The sequence below is a fragment of the Variovorax sp. FG153 genome (genome assembly GCF_057809595.1).
In genome coordinates this window covers 15,237-33,262 of the sequence record NZ_JBMDKG010000042.1, presented here as the reverse complement: position 1 = coordinate 33,262, position 18,026 = coordinate 15,237, and the positions used below count along the sequence as shown (strand labels likewise).

Sequence of the window (18,026 nt, the reverse complement as noted above, 5' to 3'; positions counted from 1 at the left end):
GAAGGGCCACTCCGATGAAGTTCTCGACCCAAGTCAAACCCATCAGCTATCTCAAGGACCACGCAACGGATATCGTCAAGGACATCTCGGTGAGTCGCGAACCGCTGCTGATCACGCAAGACGGGGAAGCGAAGCTCGTGGTGATGGATGTCCGCAGCTATGAGGAGCGCGAAAAGACGATCGCGTTGCTGAAGCTCCTGGCATTGGGACATCGCGAGATCGAGCAAGGGCGGTTTCGCGATGCTGACGAAGTGTTCGCTGATCTGGCTGGAGACAACCAAGGACAAGGCCTCTTTTCGTGAGCCCTCGAAGTTTGGCCGTCCTTGTCGATCGGAACGCCGCGCCGCTTGACCATCAAGTCTTCAAAGCACCAGCGAACCTGTAGCTGCCGAGCACCAGCCCCGACGGCGTCGTCTTGCTTCTGACCAGCTCGAAGGCGCGCGCCGGCAATCCCTGCGCGAACAGGCGCTTGCCTGTGCCCAGCAGCACCGGATAGACGATCAGCATCATCTCGTCGACCAGCCCGTGCTCGAGCAGCGTCGATGTCAGCGTGGAGCTGCCCCAGAGCACGAGGTCCGGGCCGGCGCTCGACTTGAGGCGGCCGACGCTCTCGGCGATGTCCGGCCCGAGGCCTTCGAACGGACCCCAGGCCAGGCTGTCGGGGCGATGCGTCACGACGTACTTGGTCGCCGCATTCAGGCCGTCCGCCATCGGCCCGCCCGGCGCCTTGGGCCAGTAGTCCGACCACAGGTCGTAGGTGCGACGGCCCAGCAGCAGGTCGAAGCGTTCGCCATGCGCGGTGAGGACTTGATCGCGGCCCTCGGGCGTGCGGTAGGGCGCGGTCCAGTCGCCGTGCGGGAAGCCGTCCTCGCTGGAGGACTGGATCACGCCGTCTAGCGATACGTGCTCCATGATCTTGAGCTTTCTCATGCGGGTCTCCTTGCTGGTGTGGGTGGTTTGGGAGTGGCGGGACCTTGATGGTGTCCGGTGTGGAGGCTCGTGATCGAGGAGGGATGCGCCGCCTTCCAGAACGCCTCGACCGCCGTGCCCATCGGCTCGCGCCCGCGGTACAGCCGCACCTGCAGCGGCACGACCCATTCCTCGCCACCGGCCGGCACCAGCGTTCCCGCCGCGATGTCCTCGTCGATCAATGTCCTCGGCAGCCACGCAATCCCCCGCCCATCGAGCGCCATGGTCCGCAGCACCGAGGCCAGGTGCGCGGTGAACACCACCTTCGGTGCCAGCGCATCGAGCCTGCGGCCCAGCACGGCCTGCGCGATGCGCCCCAGCCCCGATTCCTGGCTGTAGGCGAGCAGCGGCACGGGCGCGGCGGCGCTCTTGCCCAGCACATGCCGCGCGCGGCCCCTGGCACCGCGCGCGCTTACTGGCACCAGCGCATCGGCGCCAACCTGCGTCGACAGCGCTCCCGAGTTATCGAGAGAGTTCGCGGCCTCGGGATGCGCATGGCTCAGCACGAACTGCACCTTGCCCTGCGACAGCAGCAGCTCGCAGCGCGGCAACAGGTCCGACATGAGCTGCACCGGGCCCAGTGCCACGCGCGATTCGAGCGTGCGCAGCCAGCGCGGCAGGAAGGTGAACGAGAGCGCATGCGTGGCGGCGAGCCGCAGGGTCGCGGCATCGGCTTCGTTGACGGCGCGCGCATCGGCGGGAATGCGGTCGACTCGCGCGCGCAGTTCACGCGCGACCGTGCCGAACCATTCGCCCGCGGGCGTGAGCGTGGCGGGCTGGCCGCTGCGGTCGAACAGCTCGGTGCCCAGCCATTCCTCGAGCGCGCGCACGCGGCGGCTGAAGGCCGGCTGGGTCAGGTGGCGCTCCTCGGCCGCGCGCGAGAAGTTGCCCGTTTCGGCCAGCACCAGGAAGTCGTCGAGCCAGAGGAAATTCATGGCGGTGCTTTCAAGGCATCGAAGTCTAGAAAAAGGGCATTGGCCGGATCGGCGCCACGCGGCCACCATCGGGTCTTCCTCAGCTCCTGGAGACCTCCCGTGAAGATCGTCGAGATCCGCGAACAGACCCTTCCGATCAGTTCGCCCATCCGCAATGCGTACATCGACTTTAGCAAGATGACCCTGAGCCTCGTGGCGGTGATCACCGACGTGGTCCGCGACGGCAAGCCGGTGGTCGGCTACGGCTTCAATTCCAATGGCCGCTACGGCCAGGGCACGCTGATGCGCGAGCGCTTCATTCCGCGCATCCTCGAGGCCGAGCCCGACACGCTGCTCGACGCGAGCGGCCGCAACCTCGATCCGCACAAGGTGTGGGACACGATGTTCAAGAACGAGAAGCCCGGCGGCCATGGCGAGCGCTCGGTCGCCATCGGCACCATCGACATGGCGGTGTGGGACGCGGTGGCGAAGATCGAGGGCAAGCCGCTGTTTCAGCTGCTGGCCGAGCGCTACGGCAACGGCACGCCGAACCCGAAGGTCTTCGTCTATGCGGCCGGCGGCTACTACTACCCGGGCCAGGACCACGGCAAGCTCAAGGACGAGATGCGCAGCTACATCGACCGCGGCTACACGGTGGTCAAGAAGAAGATCGGCGGCGATTCGCTGGACGAGGACCTGCGCCGCATCGACTCGATCTTGAGCGTGCTGCAGGACGGCCAGAAGCTCTGCGTGGATGCGAACGGCCGCTTCGACCTCGACACGGCGATCGCCTATGCCAAGGCGCTGTCGCAGTACGACCTGTTCTGGTACGAGGAAGCCGGCGATCCACTCGACTTCGAGCTGCAGGCCACGCTGCGCAACTACTACGCCAACCCGATGGCCACGGGCGAGAACCTGTTCTCGATGCAGGATGCGCGCAACCTGATCCGCCATGGCGGCATGCGGCCCGACCGCGACTGGCTGCAGTTCGACTGCGCGCTCAGCTACGGCCTGGTCGAGTACCTGCGCACGCTCGACATGCTCAAGCAGCACGGCTGGTCCGCGAGCCGCTGCATCCCGCATGGCGGCCACCAGATGTCGCTCAACATCGCGGCCGGGCTGGGGCTCGGCGGCAACGAGTCCTACCCCGACCTGTTCCAGCCCTTCGGCGGCTTCCCCGACGGCGTGCAGGTGGAGAACGGCCACGTCACGCTGCCGCCGCTGCCGGGCATCGGCTTCGAGGGCAAGGCCGACCTGTACGCGCGGATGCGGGCACTGTCGGACTGAAGGGGCGATCGAGCGCGCGACCCGTGCGTCCGCTATATTCCGCCGGCCCCATCGCGGCCGGCGGGAGCGCAAGCCGTTGCGTCTCGCAACCCCTCAGGAGATCGAAGTGCATCCAAAGTTTTGCGGCCTCGTGGCCATCGTCGTGGCGCTGTCGGGCTGCAGCCTGTGGCCGAAGTCCGGCCCGTCCAAGGATGCGCCGAAGGCCGCGGCACCGAGCGAGACCTACCACTCGGACCGGCCCAAGTCCTTCACCAACACCGCGGGCGTGTCGGTGCCCGAGAACCTGATGCTGCTGTGCCAGTACCGCGTGGGCAAGACGCTGGCGGAACAGGACGAGAAGAACCGGCAGTCGACCACGCCGCAGCGGCTCGAGTACGGCACGGGCGCGAGCGCGCCGCTGAAGGCTTGTTTGTCGGCCTACGGTTACCTCGAGCGCTGAGCGCGGGACTCATCCCGCGCCGGGGCGCAGTTCGGCCGGTGAATCGGACAGCTCGCCGACCAGGAAGTCCCTGAAGCTCTCGGCCGCCGGCGACAGTGCGCGGGCCCGCGCGCAGAACAGCGACAGGTGGCGATCCACCGTCGGTGAGGTCAGCGGCCGCGACACCAGGCCGAAGGATTCGAGCATCGGCAGCACGCGGCTGGGCTGGGCCGTGATGCCGAAGCCGCCGCGCACCATGCCGAGCGCGGTGGTGATGAACGACACCTCGTGCGCCGGATGCAGCGCCAGCGCATCCGAGTGCTTGAACAGATCGGCCTGCAGCCGGTTCGTGAAGTCGGGCGTGAGGCTCACGAACGGATGCTGCAGCGCCTGCGCCCAGCTCACGCGGGCGCGCGCGGCCAGCGCATGGTCGCCCGGGCACACCAGCCGGATGCGATCGCGCATCAGGCTTTGCTGCAGCAATTCGGGCGGCGTCGGGCGCTGCGGCGCGATGCAGAGGTCGGCCTCGCCGCTCACGACCCGCGCGGTGGCCTGCTGGTTCAGCGAATCGAGCACGTAGACCGCGATCGCCGGATACCGGCGGCGGTAGCGATGGATCATTTCGGGCAGCGTCGTCGCCGCATAGAGCGGCGTGCAGGCGATGCGCACCGTGCCGCGCTTCTTCTGCTCGAGGTCCTGCGTGCTCTCGAGCGCGCGAGAGAGATCGTCGAGCACCTGCCGCGCGAGCGGATAGAACTCGCTGCCCGCCAGCGCGAGGGCGGTCGACCGCGTCGTGCGGTCGAACAGCCGCACTCCCACGTTGCGTTCGAGATCGCGGATCAAGAGGCTCAGCGCCGAAGGCGTGAGATGGAGCCGGCGCGCCGCCGCGGCAAAGCTGCCGGCATCGGCGATGGCGACGAAGGCGCGCAACTGGCGCAGGGACACGTTTCCGATATTCATAAGACAAGCTCAACAGGGCCTAAAAAAGTCTAGCTTGTCTTAGCAATACCCGCTACCTACGATGCCCTTCATCCGAGACCAACACGAAGCGATTCCACGATGCTGCGATTCGATCCCAACCTGCGGTGGCTGTTCACCGAATACCCGATGCTCGAGCGTTACGAGGCGGCCGCCAGGGCCGGCTTCCGCGGCGTGGAGGTGGCCTTTCCCTACGAATACCCGGCACGCGAGATCGCGGCCCGGCTCGAGGCCAACGGGCTTGCGCTGGTGCAGATCCTCTCGCCCTTCGACTGGGACGCCGGCGAGCGCGGCTACGCGGCGCTGCCGGGACTCGAGGCGCGCTTCCGGCAGAGCATCCACACCGCGATCGACTACGCGGCGCAGGTGGGCGGTGCGATGATCCACGTGATGCCCGGCAACATCGGGCGGGACATGGACCGCGCGCGCTGCATGGACCTGTTCAAGGAGAACATCGCCTGGGCCGCCGACCAGGCCCGCGCCAGCGGGCTCACGCTGATCCTCGAGCCCTGCTGCCGCGCGCGCTTTCCCGACTTCCTCTATCACCGCATCGAGGAGGGCGTGGCGGTGGTCGAGGCGCTGGGCCGCGGCAACGTGAAGCTGTGCTTCGACACCTTCCACATCCAGACCGAGCAAGGTGCCATAGCCGAACGCCTGAAGGCCGCATGGCCTCACATCGGGCACATCCAGGTCGGCAGCGTGCCGGGCCGCAACGAACCGGGCACCGGCGAGATCCGTTTCCCCTACCTGTTCGAACTGATCGAGCAGATGGGTTGGGAGGGATGGATCGGCTGCGAGTACGCGCCTTCAGGCCACACGCTCGACACGCTGCAATGGGCCGCCGATCACGGCATCCGCGATCCGCGCACGCCAGCGGCCGCGCACTGAACACAACCACGAGGAGACGACCGCGATGCTCAGCGCCGCCGACAACGACATGCTCACCCGCACCGGGGCCCAGACACCGATGGGCCAGTTCTTTCGCCGCTTCTGGCAGCCCGTGGCGCTGTCGCGCGAACTGCCGGAGCGCGACGGCGCGCCGATGCGCGTGAACATCATGGGCGAGAGGCTGGTGGTCTTCCGCAACAGCGAGGGCGTGGTCGGACTGGTCGACGCGCGCTGCCCGCACCGCGGCGCGGACTTGTACTTCGGACGCAACGAGAACTGCGCGATCCGCTGCGTGTTCCATGGCTGGCAGTTCGACCTGCAGGGGCGCCCGGTGGAGCTGCCCAACGTGCCGCCCGGCGCGAGCTACCACCAGACGCTGCGGCTCAAGGCCTACCCGACGCGCGAGCACGGCGGCGTGGTCTGGGCCTACATGGGACCCGATCCGTGGGAGCGCGAACTGCCCGAACTGCCGCAGCTCGAGTTCGCGGCCTTGCCGGAGTCGCACCGCTACGTCACCAAGAAGCTGCAGGAATGCAATTGGGCGCAATCGATCGAGGGCGCGCTCGATACCTCGCACTTCTCGTTCCTGCACATGCCGGCGCCGGGCGTGCCCTCGAACGCGAACCCCGACGCGCCGGCCGACGAGAAGCGCCTGCGCTGGATCCGCGAGGATCCGTTGCCGCTGTTCTCGATCCTCGAGCACGAGGTCGGCTTCGTCGTGGGTGGCGCGCGCCGCGCCGACGATGGCGTGCGCTACTGGCGCAGCGCGCAGTTCGCGCTGCCCTCGCACAGCACCACGCCCTCCACGCTGCCCGGCGAGACCCACTTCGGCTACACCTGGGTGCCGATCGACGACGAGAACTGCTGGATCTACACCTATGCGTGGAATCCGGATCGCCCGCTCGGCGAGGAGGAGGTCGCGAAGTTCAAGGAAGGCCACGGCGTGATCGCGGAGGTGGACGCGGACTTCATTCCGATCCGCAACCGCTCGAACGAATACCTGATCGATCGCGTCCACCAGAAGCACATCAGCTTCACCGGCGTGCGCGGCGTGGCCGAGCAGGACGCGATGATCCAGGACAGCCAGGGCCGCATCGCGGATCGCACGCAGGAGCACCTCTCGGCCTCCGATGCCGCCGTGGTGCGCTTTCGCCGCACCGTGCTCACGGGTGCGAAGGCACTGGCGCGCGGCATCGAGCCCGAGGCGCCGCTGCGGCACGAGGCCTACCGGCTGCGCTCGGGAAGCTGGTTCGCTTCCGAGGGCGTGTCCTTCGAGCAGGTGATGCTCGAGCGCTTCGGCGACACCGTCGGCCGCATCGCGGCGGCGCCGGGCGCACCGAGCGCCGAGGAGGCCGCCAGCGCTCGCTAGCTTTTTCCGCTTCCCCGTTCCCGACAAGAAATCCTGGAGACAAGACACGATGAACCCCCTGAAGAAGTTCCGCTGGTCCGCCGCGCTGGCGTTCGCGGCCTGCGCGCTGGTCGGTGCCGCCACCGTCCATGCGAGCACCTACCCGTCCAAACCCATCAAGCTGATCATTCCCTACGCGGTCGGCGGCTCGACCGACCAGACGGGGCGGCTCATGGCCAAGTCGCTGTCCGAACGGCTCGGGCAGGCCGTGGTGGTCGAGAACCGCGCGGGCGCCGGCGGCACCCTGGGCCAGGACTTCGTGGCCAAGGCATCGGCCGACGGCTACACGCTACTGTTCAGCGCCGCGGGTCCGCTCACGGTGACGCCGCACACCTATGCGAAGCTGAGCTACGACCCGGTCAAGTCCTTCGAGCCGATCGCGCTGGTGGCCACGCAACCGCTGCTGCTGGCCGTGAAGCCTGGCCTCAAGGCCGACAGCGTGGCCGAATTGATCGCGCAGGCCAAGGCCAACCCCGGCAAGCTGTCGTACGGATCCTTCGGCAACGGCAGTGCCGCGCACCTGGCCGGCGAGTACTTCAAGACGCTGTCCGACGTGGACATGGTGCACGTGCCCTACAAGGGCAGCGGGCCCGCGCTGGTCGACCTGGTGGCGGGGCAGATCGACCTGATGTTCGACGTCTTCAGCACCTCGGCGCCGCTGGTCAAGGCCGGCAAGCTGCGCGCGCTCGCGATCACCTCCACCGAGCGCTCGCCGCAGTTCCCGCAGGTACCGACCATGCAGCAGGCCGGGGTCGCGGGCTTCGAGGCCGGCACCTGGTTCGGGCTGCTGGCGCCGGCCGGAACGCCGCGGCCCGTCATCGACAAGCTCTCGGCCGCGGTCAACGCGGCGCTCGGCGAGAAGGAACTGCAGGAGACGCTGGCCTCGCAGGGCGCGAGCGTGCGCGGCGGCACGCCCGAGCAGTTCAGGAGCTACTTCCTGGCCGAGTACGACAAGTGGGGCCGCATCGTGAAGTCGGCCGGCGTCACGGCCGACTGAGCGCGACGCCTCTTCCGTTTTTCTTCCACCCGCCCCTCGTCAGGGGGCCGCTTTCCGTCATGAAACTTCTGAGCTATTCCCACCAGGGACGGGCGCGCTGGGGCGCGCTCGTCGATGAACGCATCGTCGACCTGCAGGCCGCGTCGCAGGGGCGCTGTCCCACGCTGCGCAGCGCGCTCGCCCAACTGGACCTGCCCGCGATCGAGGTCTTGGCCAGGAGCGCCGTCCCCGGCGTCGCGCTCGGCGAGGTGACGCTGCTGCCGGTCGTGCCCGACGCGCCGCGCATCTTCTGCATCGGCCTCAACTACGAGGAGCACCGCGTCGAGGCGCGGCGCGAGAAGACCGGCCAGCCGACCGTGTTCCTGCGCGTGGCGTCCTCCCAGGTCGGCCACGGCCAGCCGATCGTGCTGCCGCGCGAATCCACCTGCCTCGACTACGAGGGCGAGATCGCGATCGTCATCGGCCGCGGCGGCCGGCGCATCCGCGAGCAGGATGCCTGGACGCACGTGGTCGGCTATGCGCCCTACAACGATGCCTCGGTGCGCGACTGGCAGGCCCATACCACGCAGTGGACGCCGGGCAAGAACTTTCCCGCCACGGGAGGCTTCGGGCCCTGGATGGTCACGCGCGGCGAGATCGCCGACGGGCAGGAACTGGGACTGGCCACGCGGCTCAACGGCGAGGTGGTGCAGCAGGCGACGACCGCGCAGCTGATCTTCCCGATGCCCACCCTGATCGCCTACATCTCGACCTTCACCGCGCTCGAGCCGGGCGACGTGATCGTGACCGGCACGCCCGGCGGCGTGGGCTTCAAGCGCCAGCCGCCGCTGTACCTGCGCGCGGGCGACGTGGTGGAGATCGAGGTGGACGGCGTGGGCATCCTGTCGAACGCCGTGCAAGCCGAATGACCGGCACGCGGCCGATCGAGGCGCGCATCGCCGCGCGCGCGAGCGTGGCGCCGGACATCTGCGCCCTCGAGATCGAGGCGCGCGACGGCACGCCGCTGCCGGCCTTCGATGCCGGGGCCCACATCGATGTGCATGTCGATGGCTTCGTGCGGCAGTACTCGCTGCTCGGCGCGCCGTGCGCGGCGCCCGCGCGCTATCGCATCGCGGTGCTGAAGACCGCCGCCTCGCGCGGCGGCTCCGAGGCGGTGCACGCCCGGCTGCAGGCGGGCAGCGCGCTGCGGATCTCGGTACCGAGGAACCTGTTCCCGCTGCAGCCGCAAAGCCCATGGTCGCTGCTCGTCGCGGGCGGCATCGGCATCACGCCGCTGCTGAGCATGGCGGCGGCACTGCATGCGGCGGGCTCGCCATTCGAGCTGCACTACTGCGCGCGCTCGCGCGGCGCCATGGCTTTCGTCGACGAGTTGCTGCGCTCGCCGTTCGCGCGCGCAGTGCACTTGCATCCGGACGACGAGAGGGCGTTCGATGCCGCGCGGGTGCTGGCCGGCCGGCCCGGCGACGCGCGGCTCTATGTCTGCGGCCCGCAGGGCTTCATGGACCATGTGCTGCACACCGCGAAGGCCGCGGGCTGGGACGAGCGCAGGTTGCACCACGAGTCCTTCCAACCGGTGGCAGCGGCCCACGGCGATCGCGGCTTCGAACTGGTCGCGGCGCGCAGCGGCAGGCGCATCGCGGTCGCGGCCAACGAGACGGCGCTGCAGGCGCTGCGGCGCGAGGGCATCGAGATCGCATCGTCCTGCGAGCAAGGGGTCTGCGGAAGCTGCCTCACACCGGTGCTCGAGGGCCGGGTCGAGCACCGCGATGCCTTTCTCACGGCGCAGGAACAGGCGCTGCACGACCAGTTCCTGCCGTGCTGTTCGCGCGCGCTCGGCGAGGTGTTGACGCTCGATCTCTGAGGCCGTCGCGGGCCGGGCTGCGAGGGGCGGCGCGTCGGCTCGCCACCCTAGAATCGCCGCATGGCATCTCCAGCGGCTTCTTCATGATCGGTTCCGGCGGCAGGCCCACCAGCAGGGACGTCGCGCGGCTCGCGGGGGTGTCGCAGGCGACGGTGTCGCGCGTGCTGCAGAACTCGCCGCTGGTGCAGCCGGCCACGCGCCAGGCGGTGCTCGATGCGATCGCGCAATCGGGCTACGCGCCCAACGCGGCCGCGCGCTGGATGCGCACCAGGCGCACCGGCATCATCGCGCTGGTGGTCGCCAACCTCGCGGTCAATCCGCTCTACCCGGCGATGCTGCAGTTGCTCTCCGCGGCGCTGCGCAAGCGCGGCCTCTCGGCCTCGGTCTACGAGGAAGAAGACTTCAGCGACGCGACCATGCGCGTGATGGTCGAGAGCGGCGTGGACGGCGTCATCACCACCACGGCCACCGAGGCCTCGCTGCCGCTGCTCGAGCGCATCGCGCAGAAGGTGCCGCTGGTGCTGCTGCATCGCACCGTGGGCTCGGATGCCTTCGACCAGTTCTCGAGCGACAACCGCGCGAGCGGTGCCTCGACCGCGGGCTTCTTCGTGGACCATGGGCGCACGCGGATCGGCCTGATCTCGGGCCACGACCTGCCGAGCACCTTGCGCGAGCGCGAGCAGGGCTTCGTCGAGGAGCTCGCGCGGCGTGGTGTCGCGCTGAGCCCGGGCGCGGTGACGCGGGTGCCGAAGTTCTCCTATGCCGCGGGCCAGGATGCGGCGCGCGCGATCCTGCAGTCGGGCCGTGTCGATGCGATCTTCGGCGTCAACGACATCGTGGCGATCGGCGCGCTCGACGGCGTGCGCTCGCGGGGGCTCGCGGTGCCGCGCGATGTCTGGGTGGTGGGCCACGACGACGTGCCGATGGCCGCCTGGGACAGCATCGCGCTCACGACGGTCTCGCAGTCGCGCGAGGCGATGGTGGAGGCCGCCGTCGCGCGGCTGTGCGCGCGGCTCGACAACCAGCAGATGGAGCCGGCGCGCGTGGTGCTCCCGCACGCGTTCATCGTGCGGGGCACGGCCGGCTGATCAACGCCTCGCGGCTCAGTCCAACGTGATGTTGTTCTCGTGGGCCACCTTGCCCCACTTCGCGACTTCGTTCTTCAGGTAGCTCGCGAACTCCTCGGGCGTCGAGCCGACGATGTCCGCGCCCATCGACGTGAGCTTGGCGGCCGTCTCCGGCTGCTTGAGGATCTTCACGATCTCGGTGTTGAGCCGCGTGACGATCTCGGGCGGCAGGTTGGCCGGACCCATCACGCCGCCCCACGAGTTGGCCTCGAAGTTCGGGATGCCGCCTTCGGCCACCGTGGGCACGGAGCTCAGCGCCGACGAGCGCTTGGCGCCGGTCACCGCGATCGGCTTGAGCAGCCCGCTCTTGATCTGCGACATGCCGCCGATCACGGTCGGGAAGATCACGCTCACGTTGCCCGCGATGGTGTCTTGCAGGCCGGGCGCATCGCCCTTGTAGGGCACGTGGACCATCTTGAAGTTCGCCATCGACTTCATCATCTCGCCCGCGAGATGGTTGGCCGATCCGTTGCCGGCCGAGGCATAGGTCAGCTTGTCGGGATGGGCCTTGGCATAGGCGATCAGCTCCTTCATCGAGTTCACCGGCATCGACGGCTGCACCAGCACCACCAGCGGCACCACCGAGGTCAGCGTGATCGGCGTGAAGTCCTTGATCGCGTCGTAGGGCAGCTTGCGGTAGACGGCCGGGTTGATCGCGTTGGGCCCAAGGTTGGCCATGAGGATGGTGTAGCCGTCGGGTGCCGACTTGGCGACGTACTCGAGCGCGATCAGGCCGTTGGCACCGGGCCGGTTCTCGACCACGAAGGCCTGGCCCAGCGCCTCGGTGAGCTTCACGCTGAGCAGGCGCGCCGTCACGTCGGAGGCGCCGCCGGGCGGGTAGGGCACGACGAAACGCACGGGCTGCTTGGCCGGCCAGGCCTGGGCCAGCGCGGCGGCCGACACCACCAGCGAGGCCACGCACAGGCCCGCGGCGCGCCACAGGGAGCGGGCCTTCATGCGGCCACCGTCGCGGTCGAGGCCGCGGGCAGCGGCAGGTCCAGCGTCGTGGTGCGCCGCAGCTCGCGCCGGTACTTCTTGTCGTCGAAGGGCCGCGCGCGGTGCATGGTGGTGCGGTTGTCCCAGATCACGAAGTCGTGCACCCGCCATTCGTGTCGGTAGATGAACTGCGGTTGCGTCGCATGCTCGCTGAGGTCGCGCAGGATCAGCCGGCCCTCGGGCACGGCCATGTCGACGATGTGCGAGGCATGCGAGGCGAGGTAGAGCGAGCGTCGCCCGGTGCGCGGCAGGGTGCGCGCCAGCGGATGCACCGCGCCCTTGAGCCGCTGCTTCTCTTCCTCGGAGAACTCGAAGCCCATGATCTGGCGCGAGTAGGCGATCGAATGGAAGACCTGCAGCCCTTCGATGGCGGCCTTCGTCGCGTCGTCGAGCGCGTCGTAGGCGGCGCGCATGTCGGCGAACTCGGTGTCGGCCCGCACCGGCGGCACCACGCGCGCCGACAGCATCGAGTAGCGCCCGGGCGGGTTCTCGAACGAGGCGTCGGTGTGCCACAGCCGATTGCTGATGGTGCTCATGCGCAGCCGGTGGTCGGCCGGCAGGATCTGGCCGTCGGCGCCGACGTTGGAGATGTCGGTCAGGGCCTCGTTGCCGAAGCGGTTCTTGGCGAGCACGGCGACCGAGGTCTTGCTGTGCAGCGTGCCGTCGAAGCGCTCGGCGAAGGCGAGCTGCTCCTCGTTCTCGAGCGGCTGGTCGCGAAAGACCAGCACCGCGTGTTCGTCCATGCCGGCGCGCAGCTGCGCGAGCGTGTCGGGGTCGGTCAGGGTGCGCAGGCTGATGCCGGTCACCTCGGCGCCCAGCACCGAAGGGAGTTTCTGGATGTGTAGTGTCATGGTGGAGTCGTCTTTGGGTACGTATTCATGAATACGTAGTCATTTTTGGCCGCATGGCCGCCGCGGCGCATCGGGGAAAGCCCGCGGCCCGGTCGGAACCCTTGTTTCAGCCTTCGGCGGCCGCCACTTCCTCGGCCATCCAGTGCTCGAAGTCGCGCACCCGCTGCGGCACCGGCCGGTCGGCGCGCCAGGCCATGAAGTAGCCGCCCTCGGTCGGCAGCCGCAGCGCGAGCGGCGCCACCAGCCGGCCGCTCGCGAGGTCGTCGCGCACGAAGGCCAGCAGACCCATCATCACGCCCAGCCCCTCGGCCGCCGCCTGGTAGGCCATTGCGGCGTTCTCGAACTTGAGGCCGCGGTGGGTATCGACGCCGCTCAGGCCCGCGGCCTCGAGCCAGGCCGGCCAGTCCTGCGGCCGGTTCAGCGAACTCAGCAGCGCGTGCTGCGCGAGGTCGGCCGGTTGCGCCAGCGGCGGATCGCGCTGCAGCAGAGCCGGCGCGCACACCGGCAGCAGCGTCTCGCGAAACAGCAGCCGGTAGCCCGGCCCCTCGGGCGGGCTGGGCTCGGAGTGGATGCTCACGTCCACGTCGTCGCGCTCGAAGTCGGTGGGCTTGTGCGAGGTGGTGATCTGCACGTCGATGCGCGGATGCCTGGCGTGGAAGCGCGCCAGCCGCGGAATCAGCCAGCGGATCGCGAAGGTGGGCGGCAGCTTGATGCGCAGCAGCCATTCGTCGGGGCTCTGCTGAAGCTGCCGCGTGCCGAGCTCGATCTGGTCGAAGGCCACCCGCATGCTCGCGTGGTAGCTCTGGCCCGCGGGCGTGAGCCGGATGCCGTGGCGCCCGCGCTCGAACAGCTGCACCTTGAGCCAGTCCTCCAGCGTGGCGATGTGCCGGCTCACCGCGCCCTGGGTCACGCAGAGCTCGTGCGCGGCGCGCGTGAAGTTGCCGCAGCGCGCGGCGGCCTCGAAGGCGCGCAAGGCATTGAGCGGTGGCAGGCGGCGTGTCATGGGGTCTGACTTTAGCTCATGCCTGCATGCGTTAATTGTGATTGCGGCGCCTTCCTCTGCGGGCCTAGGATGCGGCCACTACAAGACAGGAGACGCGCAATGATGAAGAAACTGCATGCCTGCACGATGGCCGCGGTGCTGTTCGCGGGTTTCGGCCCCACGCTGGCGCCGGCCCAGGACGCGGCCGCCAACTACCCCAGCCAGCCGATCAAGCTCATGGTGCCCTGGCCCGCGGGCGGCGGCGTCGACACCACGGCACGCATCGTGTCCGACATGCTCGGCCACCGGCTCGGCCATCCCTTCGTGATCGACAACCGCGCGGGCGCCGGCGGCAACATCGGCACCGAGCTCGCGGCGCGGCAGAAACCCGATGGCTACAACCTGCTGATGTCCTCGATCAGCCCGAACGCGGTCAATGCCAGCCTCTACAGCAAGCTCGGTTTCGATCCGGTCAAGGACTTCGAACCGGTGATCTACGTGTCGGCGGTGCCGAACATCCTGGTGGTGCCCGGCGACTCGCCGTTCAAGACCGCCAAGGACGTGATCGACGCCGCGCGCGCCAATCCCGGCAAGCTCAACTACGCCTCGGGCGGCATCGGTTCCTCGCAGCACCTGGCGGCGGTGCAGTTCGCCAGCGCGGCCAAGATCGACATCGTGCACGTGCCCTACAAGGGCACGGCGCCGGCCGAGGCCGACCTCGCGGCGGGCCATGTCTCGCTGATGCTCGACACCACCACCTGCCTGCCCTTCGTCGCCAGCGGCAAGATGCGCGCGCTCGCGGTGGCCTCGAAGAAGCGCAACCCCGCGCTGCCCGACGTGCCCACCTTCGACGAGGTGGGGCTGCCCGGCGTCTATGCCTCCTCGTGGTATGGCCTGTCGGCGCCGGCCGGCACGCCCAAGGCCATCATCGCCAAGCTCAATGCCGAGGCCAACGCGGTGCTCAAGTCGCCCGAGTTCCAGAAGCGCATGCTGGCCTTCGGCGCCGAGGTCGGCGGCGGCACGCCCGAGGAGTACGGCCGCTTCATGGCCAGCGAGACCAGGCGGTATGCCGAGATCGTGCGCATCTCGGGCGTGAAGCTCGATTGAACCCTGGCCCTGTCCTCTCTTCTTCCCACCCTTCCGACGATCCCATGTCCGCTTCCTCCGCTCCCCGCACCCTGTTCGACAAGATCTGGGAGCCGCATGTCGTGATGCAGCGCGACGACGGCCAGAGCCTGCTGTACGTCGACCGCCACCTGGTGCAGGACGGCTCCGCGCCGGCCTTCGAGATGCTGCGCCAGCGGCAGCTGCCGGTGCGCCGGCCCGAGCGCGCCTTCGCCACGCCCGACCACTACGTGCCCACCGGCTCGCGCGTGCTGGCCGACATCGCCGATGCCGAGAAGCGCGCGATGGCGCAGGCGCTGCACGACGACAGCGCGGCCGCGGGCATCCGCTTCTTCGGCCTCGAAGACATCCGCCAGGGCATCGTGCACGTGGTCGGCCCGGAGCAAGGCCTGAGCCTGCCGGGCAGCGTGATCGTCTGCGGCGACAGCCACACGGCCACGCACGGGGCGCTCGGCGCGCTGGCCTTCGGCATCGGCGCCTCGGAAGTGGCGCACGTGTTGGCCACGCAGACGCTGTGGCAGCGCAGGCCGCGCACGCTGCGCGTGAGCATCGACGGCCGGCTCGGCGAAGGCATGTCGGCCAAGGACGTCATCCTGGCCGTGATCGCGCGCATCGGCGCCGCCGGCGGTACCGGCCACGTGATCGAGTACGCGGGCGAGGCGATCCGCGCGCTCTCGATGGCGGGCCGCATGACGGTGTGCAACATGTCGATCGAGGCCGGCGCGCGCGCGGGCATGGTCGCGCCCGACGACACCACCTTCGAATGGCTGGCCGGCCGTCCCGAGGCGCCGCGCGGTGCTGCCTGGGACGCGGCATTGGCCGCCTGGCGCCGGCTGCCGAGCGACGAGGGCGCGGCCTTCGACAGCGAGGTGCGCCTGTCGGCGGCCGACATCGCCCCCATGGTCACCTGGGGCAACAGCCCCGAGGACGCGTTGCCGATCACCGGCCGCGTGCCCGATCCCGCGCAGGCGGCCAGCGCCGAACGGCGCGAGGCGATGCAGCGCACGCTCGCCTACATGGGCTTGGCACCGGGCCAGGCGCTGACCGATCTCGCGGTCGACCGGGTCTTCATCGGCTCGTGCACCAACGGCCGCATCGAGGACATGCGCAGCGCCGCCGAGGTGGTGCGCGGCCGGCGCGTGGCCGAAGGCGTCGAAGCCTGGGTCGTGCCCGGTTCGGGGCTCGTCAAGCAGCAGGCCGAGGCCGAGGGGCTCGACGCGGTGTTCCGCGACGCCGGCCTGCAATGGCGCCATGCCGGTTGCTCGATGTGCCTGGGCACCAATGGCGACCAGGTGGCCGCGGGCCAGCGCTGCGCCTCGACCTCGAACCGCAACTTCGTCGGCCGCCAGGGGCCGGGCTCGCGCACCCACCTGATGAGCCCGGCGATGGCCGCGGCCGCCGCCATCACCGGCCGGCTGACCGACGTGCGCGCGATCCCGCCGGCGCGCTGAAGCGCCGCTGCCACGAACCCACGCCCCGAACCCATGGAAGCCTTCACCTCCCTCGACGCGGTCGCCGCGCCGCTCGCGCGCATCAATGTCGACACCGACCAGATCGTGCCCGCGCTCTACCTGCAGAAGCCGCGCTCGGACGACTTCGGCGACTACCTGTTCCACGACGTGCGCCACGATGCCGCGGGCGCGCGCCGCGGCGACTTCGTGCTCAACGATCCGGTGTACGCGCGGGCGCGCATCCTGGTCGCGGGCCGCAACTTCGGCTGCGGTTCCTCGCGCGAGCATGCGGTGTGGGCGTTGCACGACGGCGGCTTTCGCACCGTGATCGCGCCGAGCTTCGGCGACATCTTCTTCTCGAACGCGCTCAAGAACGGCCTGTTGCCCGTGCGCCTGCCCGAAGACACGGTGCAGTCGATGCTGGCCGAACTCGCCGCAGCGCCCGGCGCGCGCCTGCGCGTGGACCTGCGCGCGCAGACCGTCACGCGGCCCGGTGGAGAGGTCGAGTCCTTCGCCGTCGATCCCTTCGCGCGGCATTGCCTGCTCGAGGGCCTCGACGAGATCGACTACACGCTGACCCAGCGCGCGCGCATCGAGGACTTCGAGCGGCGCCGCGCCGCCGAGGCCGCGCTGTCCCATTCCTCCCTCTGAACAGCTAGAAAAGGTTCCCAGACATGAAGATCGCAGTGATGCCGGGCGACGGCATTGGCCCCGAGGTGACCGCCCAGGCATTGAAGGTGCTGAAGGCCGTGGTGGGCACGGGCCAGCCGCTGGAACTCGCGCATGCCGCCATTGGCCAGGCCGGCATCGACAGCGCGGGCGACCCGCTGCCCGCGGCCACCAGCGAGATCGCGCGCAAGGCCGACGCCATCCTGTTCGGCTCGGCCGGCATGCCCGGCGACGAGGCCATCCCGTTCATGATGCGGCCCGGCGCGAGCCTGCTGCGCCTGCGCAAGGAACTGGGCCTGTTCGCGAACTTCAGGCCGGCCTTCCTGTTCCCCGAACTGATCGGCGCCTCCACGCTCAAGCCCGAGGTGGTCGAGGGGCTCGATATCCTGATCCTGCGCGAGCTCACGGGCGACGTGTACTTCGGCGAGCCGCGCGGCAGCGGCGTCAATGCCGCGGGCGAGCGCGAGGCCTTCAACACCATGCGCTATTCCGAGCCCGAGGTCGAGCGCATCGCGCACGTGGCCTTCCGCACGGCGCGCGCGCGCAAGGGCCGGCTGTGCTCGGTCGACAAGGCCAACGTGCTCGAGGTGATGCAGTTGTGGCGCGAGGTGGTCACGCGCGTGGGCGCCGAGTATCCCGACGTGGAGCTCACGCACCTGTTCGTCGACGCGACGGCCATGCAGCTGATGCGCGCGCCCAGGCAGTTCGACGTGATCGTCACCGGCAACATCTTCGGCGACATCCTGTCCGACGCGGCCGCGATGCTCACGGGCTCGATCGGCATGCTGCCCTCGGCCTCGATGGCGGCCGGCAGCTTCGGCCTGTACGAGCCGGTGCACGGCACCGCGCCCGACATCGCCGGGCGCAACCTCGCGAACCCGCTGGCCGCGATCCTGTCGATGGCGATGATGCTGCGCTTCTCGTTCGGCCAGGCGGCGAACGCCGATCGCGTGGAGCAGGCGGTGCGCCGCGTGCTGGCCGATGGCCTGCGCACCGGCGACATCTACCAGGCTGGCAGCACGCGCGTGGGCACCGAGGAAATGGGCGACGCGGTGGTCGCGGCCCTGGGAAAGAACTGAAGGAGCCCGATGGACGGCAGGGCGCG

19 protein-coding genes are annotated in these 18,026 nt (G+C 69.5%); 13 read left to right on the top strand and 6 right to left on the bottom strand.

What is annotated here, in order from left to right:
- The first annotated feature begins 14 nt into the window (after window positions 1-14).
- Window positions 15-302 carry a type II toxin-antitoxin system Phd/YefM family antitoxin gene (locus tag ACODT0_RS32370; protein WP_296736778.1) on the top strand — a complete coding sequence of 96 codons (288 nt, stop codon included), beginning with the start codon at window positions 15-17 and terminating at the stop codon, window positions 300-302.
- Between the two features lie 52 nt (window positions 303-354).
- On the opposite strand, the gene ACODT0_RS32365 is transcribed toward ACODT0_RS32370, so the two are convergent.
- Window positions 355-930: a dihydrofolate reductase family protein gene (locus ACODT0_RS32365; protein ID WP_057593873.1), complete on the bottom strand. Its 576-nt coding sequence runs from the start codon at window positions 928-930 to the stop codon at window positions 355-357.
- Window positions 927-1,904 carry a LysR family transcriptional regulator gene (locus ACODT0_RS32360; RefSeq protein WP_064262195.1) on the bottom strand — a complete coding sequence of 326 codons (978 nt, stop codon included), beginning with the start codon at window positions 1,902-1,904 and terminating at the stop codon, window positions 927-929. The genes ACODT0_RS32365 and ACODT0_RS32360 overlap by 4 nt, the downstream gene beginning before the upstream one ends.
- Window positions 1,905-2,003: 99 nt before the next feature.
- Here ACODT0_RS32360 and ACODT0_RS32355 point away from each other — a divergent pair, with 99 nt between their 5' ends.
- Both ACODT0_RS32355 and ACODT0_RS32350 read left to right on the top strand, forming a co-directional pair.
- Window positions 2,004-3,170, top strand: coding sequence for a mandelate racemase/muconate lactonizing enzyme family protein (locus ACODT0_RS32355; protein ID WP_057593874.1), 1,167 nt, complete (start codon window positions 2,004-2,006; stop codon window positions 3,168-3,170).
- Between the two features lie 106 nt (window positions 3,171-3,276).
- Window positions 3,277-3,609 carry a hypothetical protein gene (locus ACODT0_RS32350; protein ID WP_143129319.1) on the top strand — a complete coding sequence of 111 codons (333 nt, stop codon included), beginning with the start codon at window positions 3,277-3,279 and terminating at the stop codon, window positions 3,607-3,609.
- 9 nt (window positions 3,610-3,618) lie between these two features.
- Here ACODT0_RS32350 and ACODT0_RS32345 read toward each other — a convergent pair whose 3' ends face one another.
- Window positions 3,619-4,548 carry a LysR family transcriptional regulator gene (locus ACODT0_RS32345; protein WP_261216901.1) on the bottom strand — a complete coding sequence of 310 codons (930 nt, stop codon included), beginning with the start codon at window positions 4,546-4,548 and terminating at the stop codon, window positions 3,619-3,621.
- A 99-nt stretch (window positions 4,549-4,647) separates the two neighbouring features.
- Here ACODT0_RS32345 and ACODT0_RS32340 point away from each other — a divergent pair, with 99 nt between their 5' ends.
- From ACODT0_RS32340 to ACODT0_RS32315, 6 genes are all read left to right on the top strand, one after another.
- A complete protein-coding gene (locus tag ACODT0_RS32340; protein WP_057593877.1) occupies window positions 4,648-5,454 on the top strand; it encodes a hydroxypyruvate isomerase family protein in 807 nt (268 codons plus the stop codon).
- A 25-nt stretch (window positions 5,455-5,479) separates the two neighbouring features.
- Entirely contained in the window at window positions 5,480-6,823 is a 1,344-nt protein-coding gene (locus ACODT0_RS32335; protein ID WP_057593878.1) for a Rieske 2Fe-2S domain-containing protein, read from the top strand.
- Between the two features lie 49 nt (window positions 6,824-6,872).
- Complete coding sequence (locus ACODT0_RS32330) at window positions 6,873-7,859, top strand: Bug family tripartite tricarboxylate transporter substrate binding protein (RefSeq protein WP_057593879.1); 987 nt, start codon at window positions 6,873-6,875, stop codon at window positions 7,857-7,859.
- Between the two features lie 59 nt (window positions 7,860-7,918).
- Entirely contained in the window at window positions 7,919-8,767 is an 849-nt protein-coding gene (locus tag ACODT0_RS32325; protein ID WP_057593880.1) for a fumarylacetoacetate hydrolase family protein, read from the top strand.
- A complete protein-coding gene (locus tag ACODT0_RS32320) occupies window positions 8,764-9,720 on the top strand; it encodes a PDR/VanB family oxidoreductase (RefSeq protein ID WP_057593881.1) in 957 nt (318 codons plus the stop codon). The genes ACODT0_RS32325 and ACODT0_RS32320 overlap by 4 nt, the downstream gene beginning before the upstream one ends.
- A gap of 83 nt (window positions 9,721-9,803) precedes the next feature.
- On the top strand, window positions 9,804-10,808 hold the full coding sequence (locus tag ACODT0_RS32315) for a LacI family DNA-binding transcriptional regulator (protein ID WP_057593882.1): 1,005 nt from the start codon (window positions 9,804-9,806) through the stop codon (window positions 10,806-10,808).
- A gap of 15 nt (window positions 10,809-10,823) precedes the next feature.
- Here ACODT0_RS32315 and ACODT0_RS32310 read toward each other — a convergent pair whose 3' ends face one another.
- The 3 genes from ACODT0_RS32310 to gcvA form a co-directional block, all read right to left on the bottom strand.
- Window positions 10,824-11,804, bottom strand: coding sequence for a Bug family tripartite tricarboxylate transporter substrate binding protein (locus tag ACODT0_RS32310; RefSeq protein WP_057593883.1), 981 nt, complete (start codon window positions 11,802-11,804; stop codon window positions 10,824-10,826).
- Window positions 11,801-12,694, bottom strand: coding sequence for a TauD/TfdA dioxygenase family protein (locus ACODT0_RS32305; protein WP_093353170.1), 894 nt, complete (start codon window positions 12,692-12,694; stop codon window positions 11,801-11,803). The genes ACODT0_RS32310 and ACODT0_RS32305 overlap by 4 nt, the downstream gene beginning before the upstream one ends.
- 106 nt (window positions 12,695-12,800) lie before the next feature.
- Entirely contained in the window at window positions 12,801-13,697 is an 897-nt protein-coding gene (gene gcvA, locus ACODT0_RS32300; RefSeq protein WP_261216887.1) for a transcriptional regulator GcvA, read from the bottom strand.
- Between the two features lie 99 nt (window positions 13,698-13,796).
- On the opposite strand from gcvA, the gene ACODT0_RS32295 reads away from it, so the two are divergent.
- The 4 genes from ACODT0_RS32295 to leuB are packed head-to-tail and all read left to right on the top strand — an operon-like array spanning window position 13,797 to window position 18,000.
- Window positions 13,797-14,783 (top strand): Bug family tripartite tricarboxylate transporter substrate binding protein, encoded by a 987-nt coding sequence (locus tag ACODT0_RS32295; protein ID WP_057593886.1) that lies wholly within the window; start codon window positions 13,797-13,799, stop codon window positions 14,781-14,783.
- Window positions 14,784-14,827: 44 nt separating this feature from the next.
- Entirely contained in the window at window positions 14,828-16,252 is a 1,425-nt protein-coding gene (gene leuC / locus ACODT0_RS32290) for a 3-isopropylmalate dehydratase large subunit (protein WP_057593887.1), read from the top strand.
- A gap of 33 nt (window positions 16,253-16,285) precedes the next feature.
- A complete protein-coding gene (gene leuD, locus ACODT0_RS32285) occupies window positions 16,286-16,903 on the top strand; it encodes a 3-isopropylmalate dehydratase small subunit (protein ID WP_261216875.1) in 618 nt (205 codons plus the stop codon).
- 23 nt (window positions 16,904-16,926) lie between these two features.
- A complete protein-coding gene (gene leuB, locus ACODT0_RS32280; RefSeq protein ID WP_489043144.1) occupies window positions 16,927-18,000 on the top strand; it encodes a 3-isopropylmalate dehydrogenase in 1,074 nt (357 codons plus the stop codon).
- The last annotated feature ends 26 nt before the right edge of the window (window positions 18,001-18,026 follow it).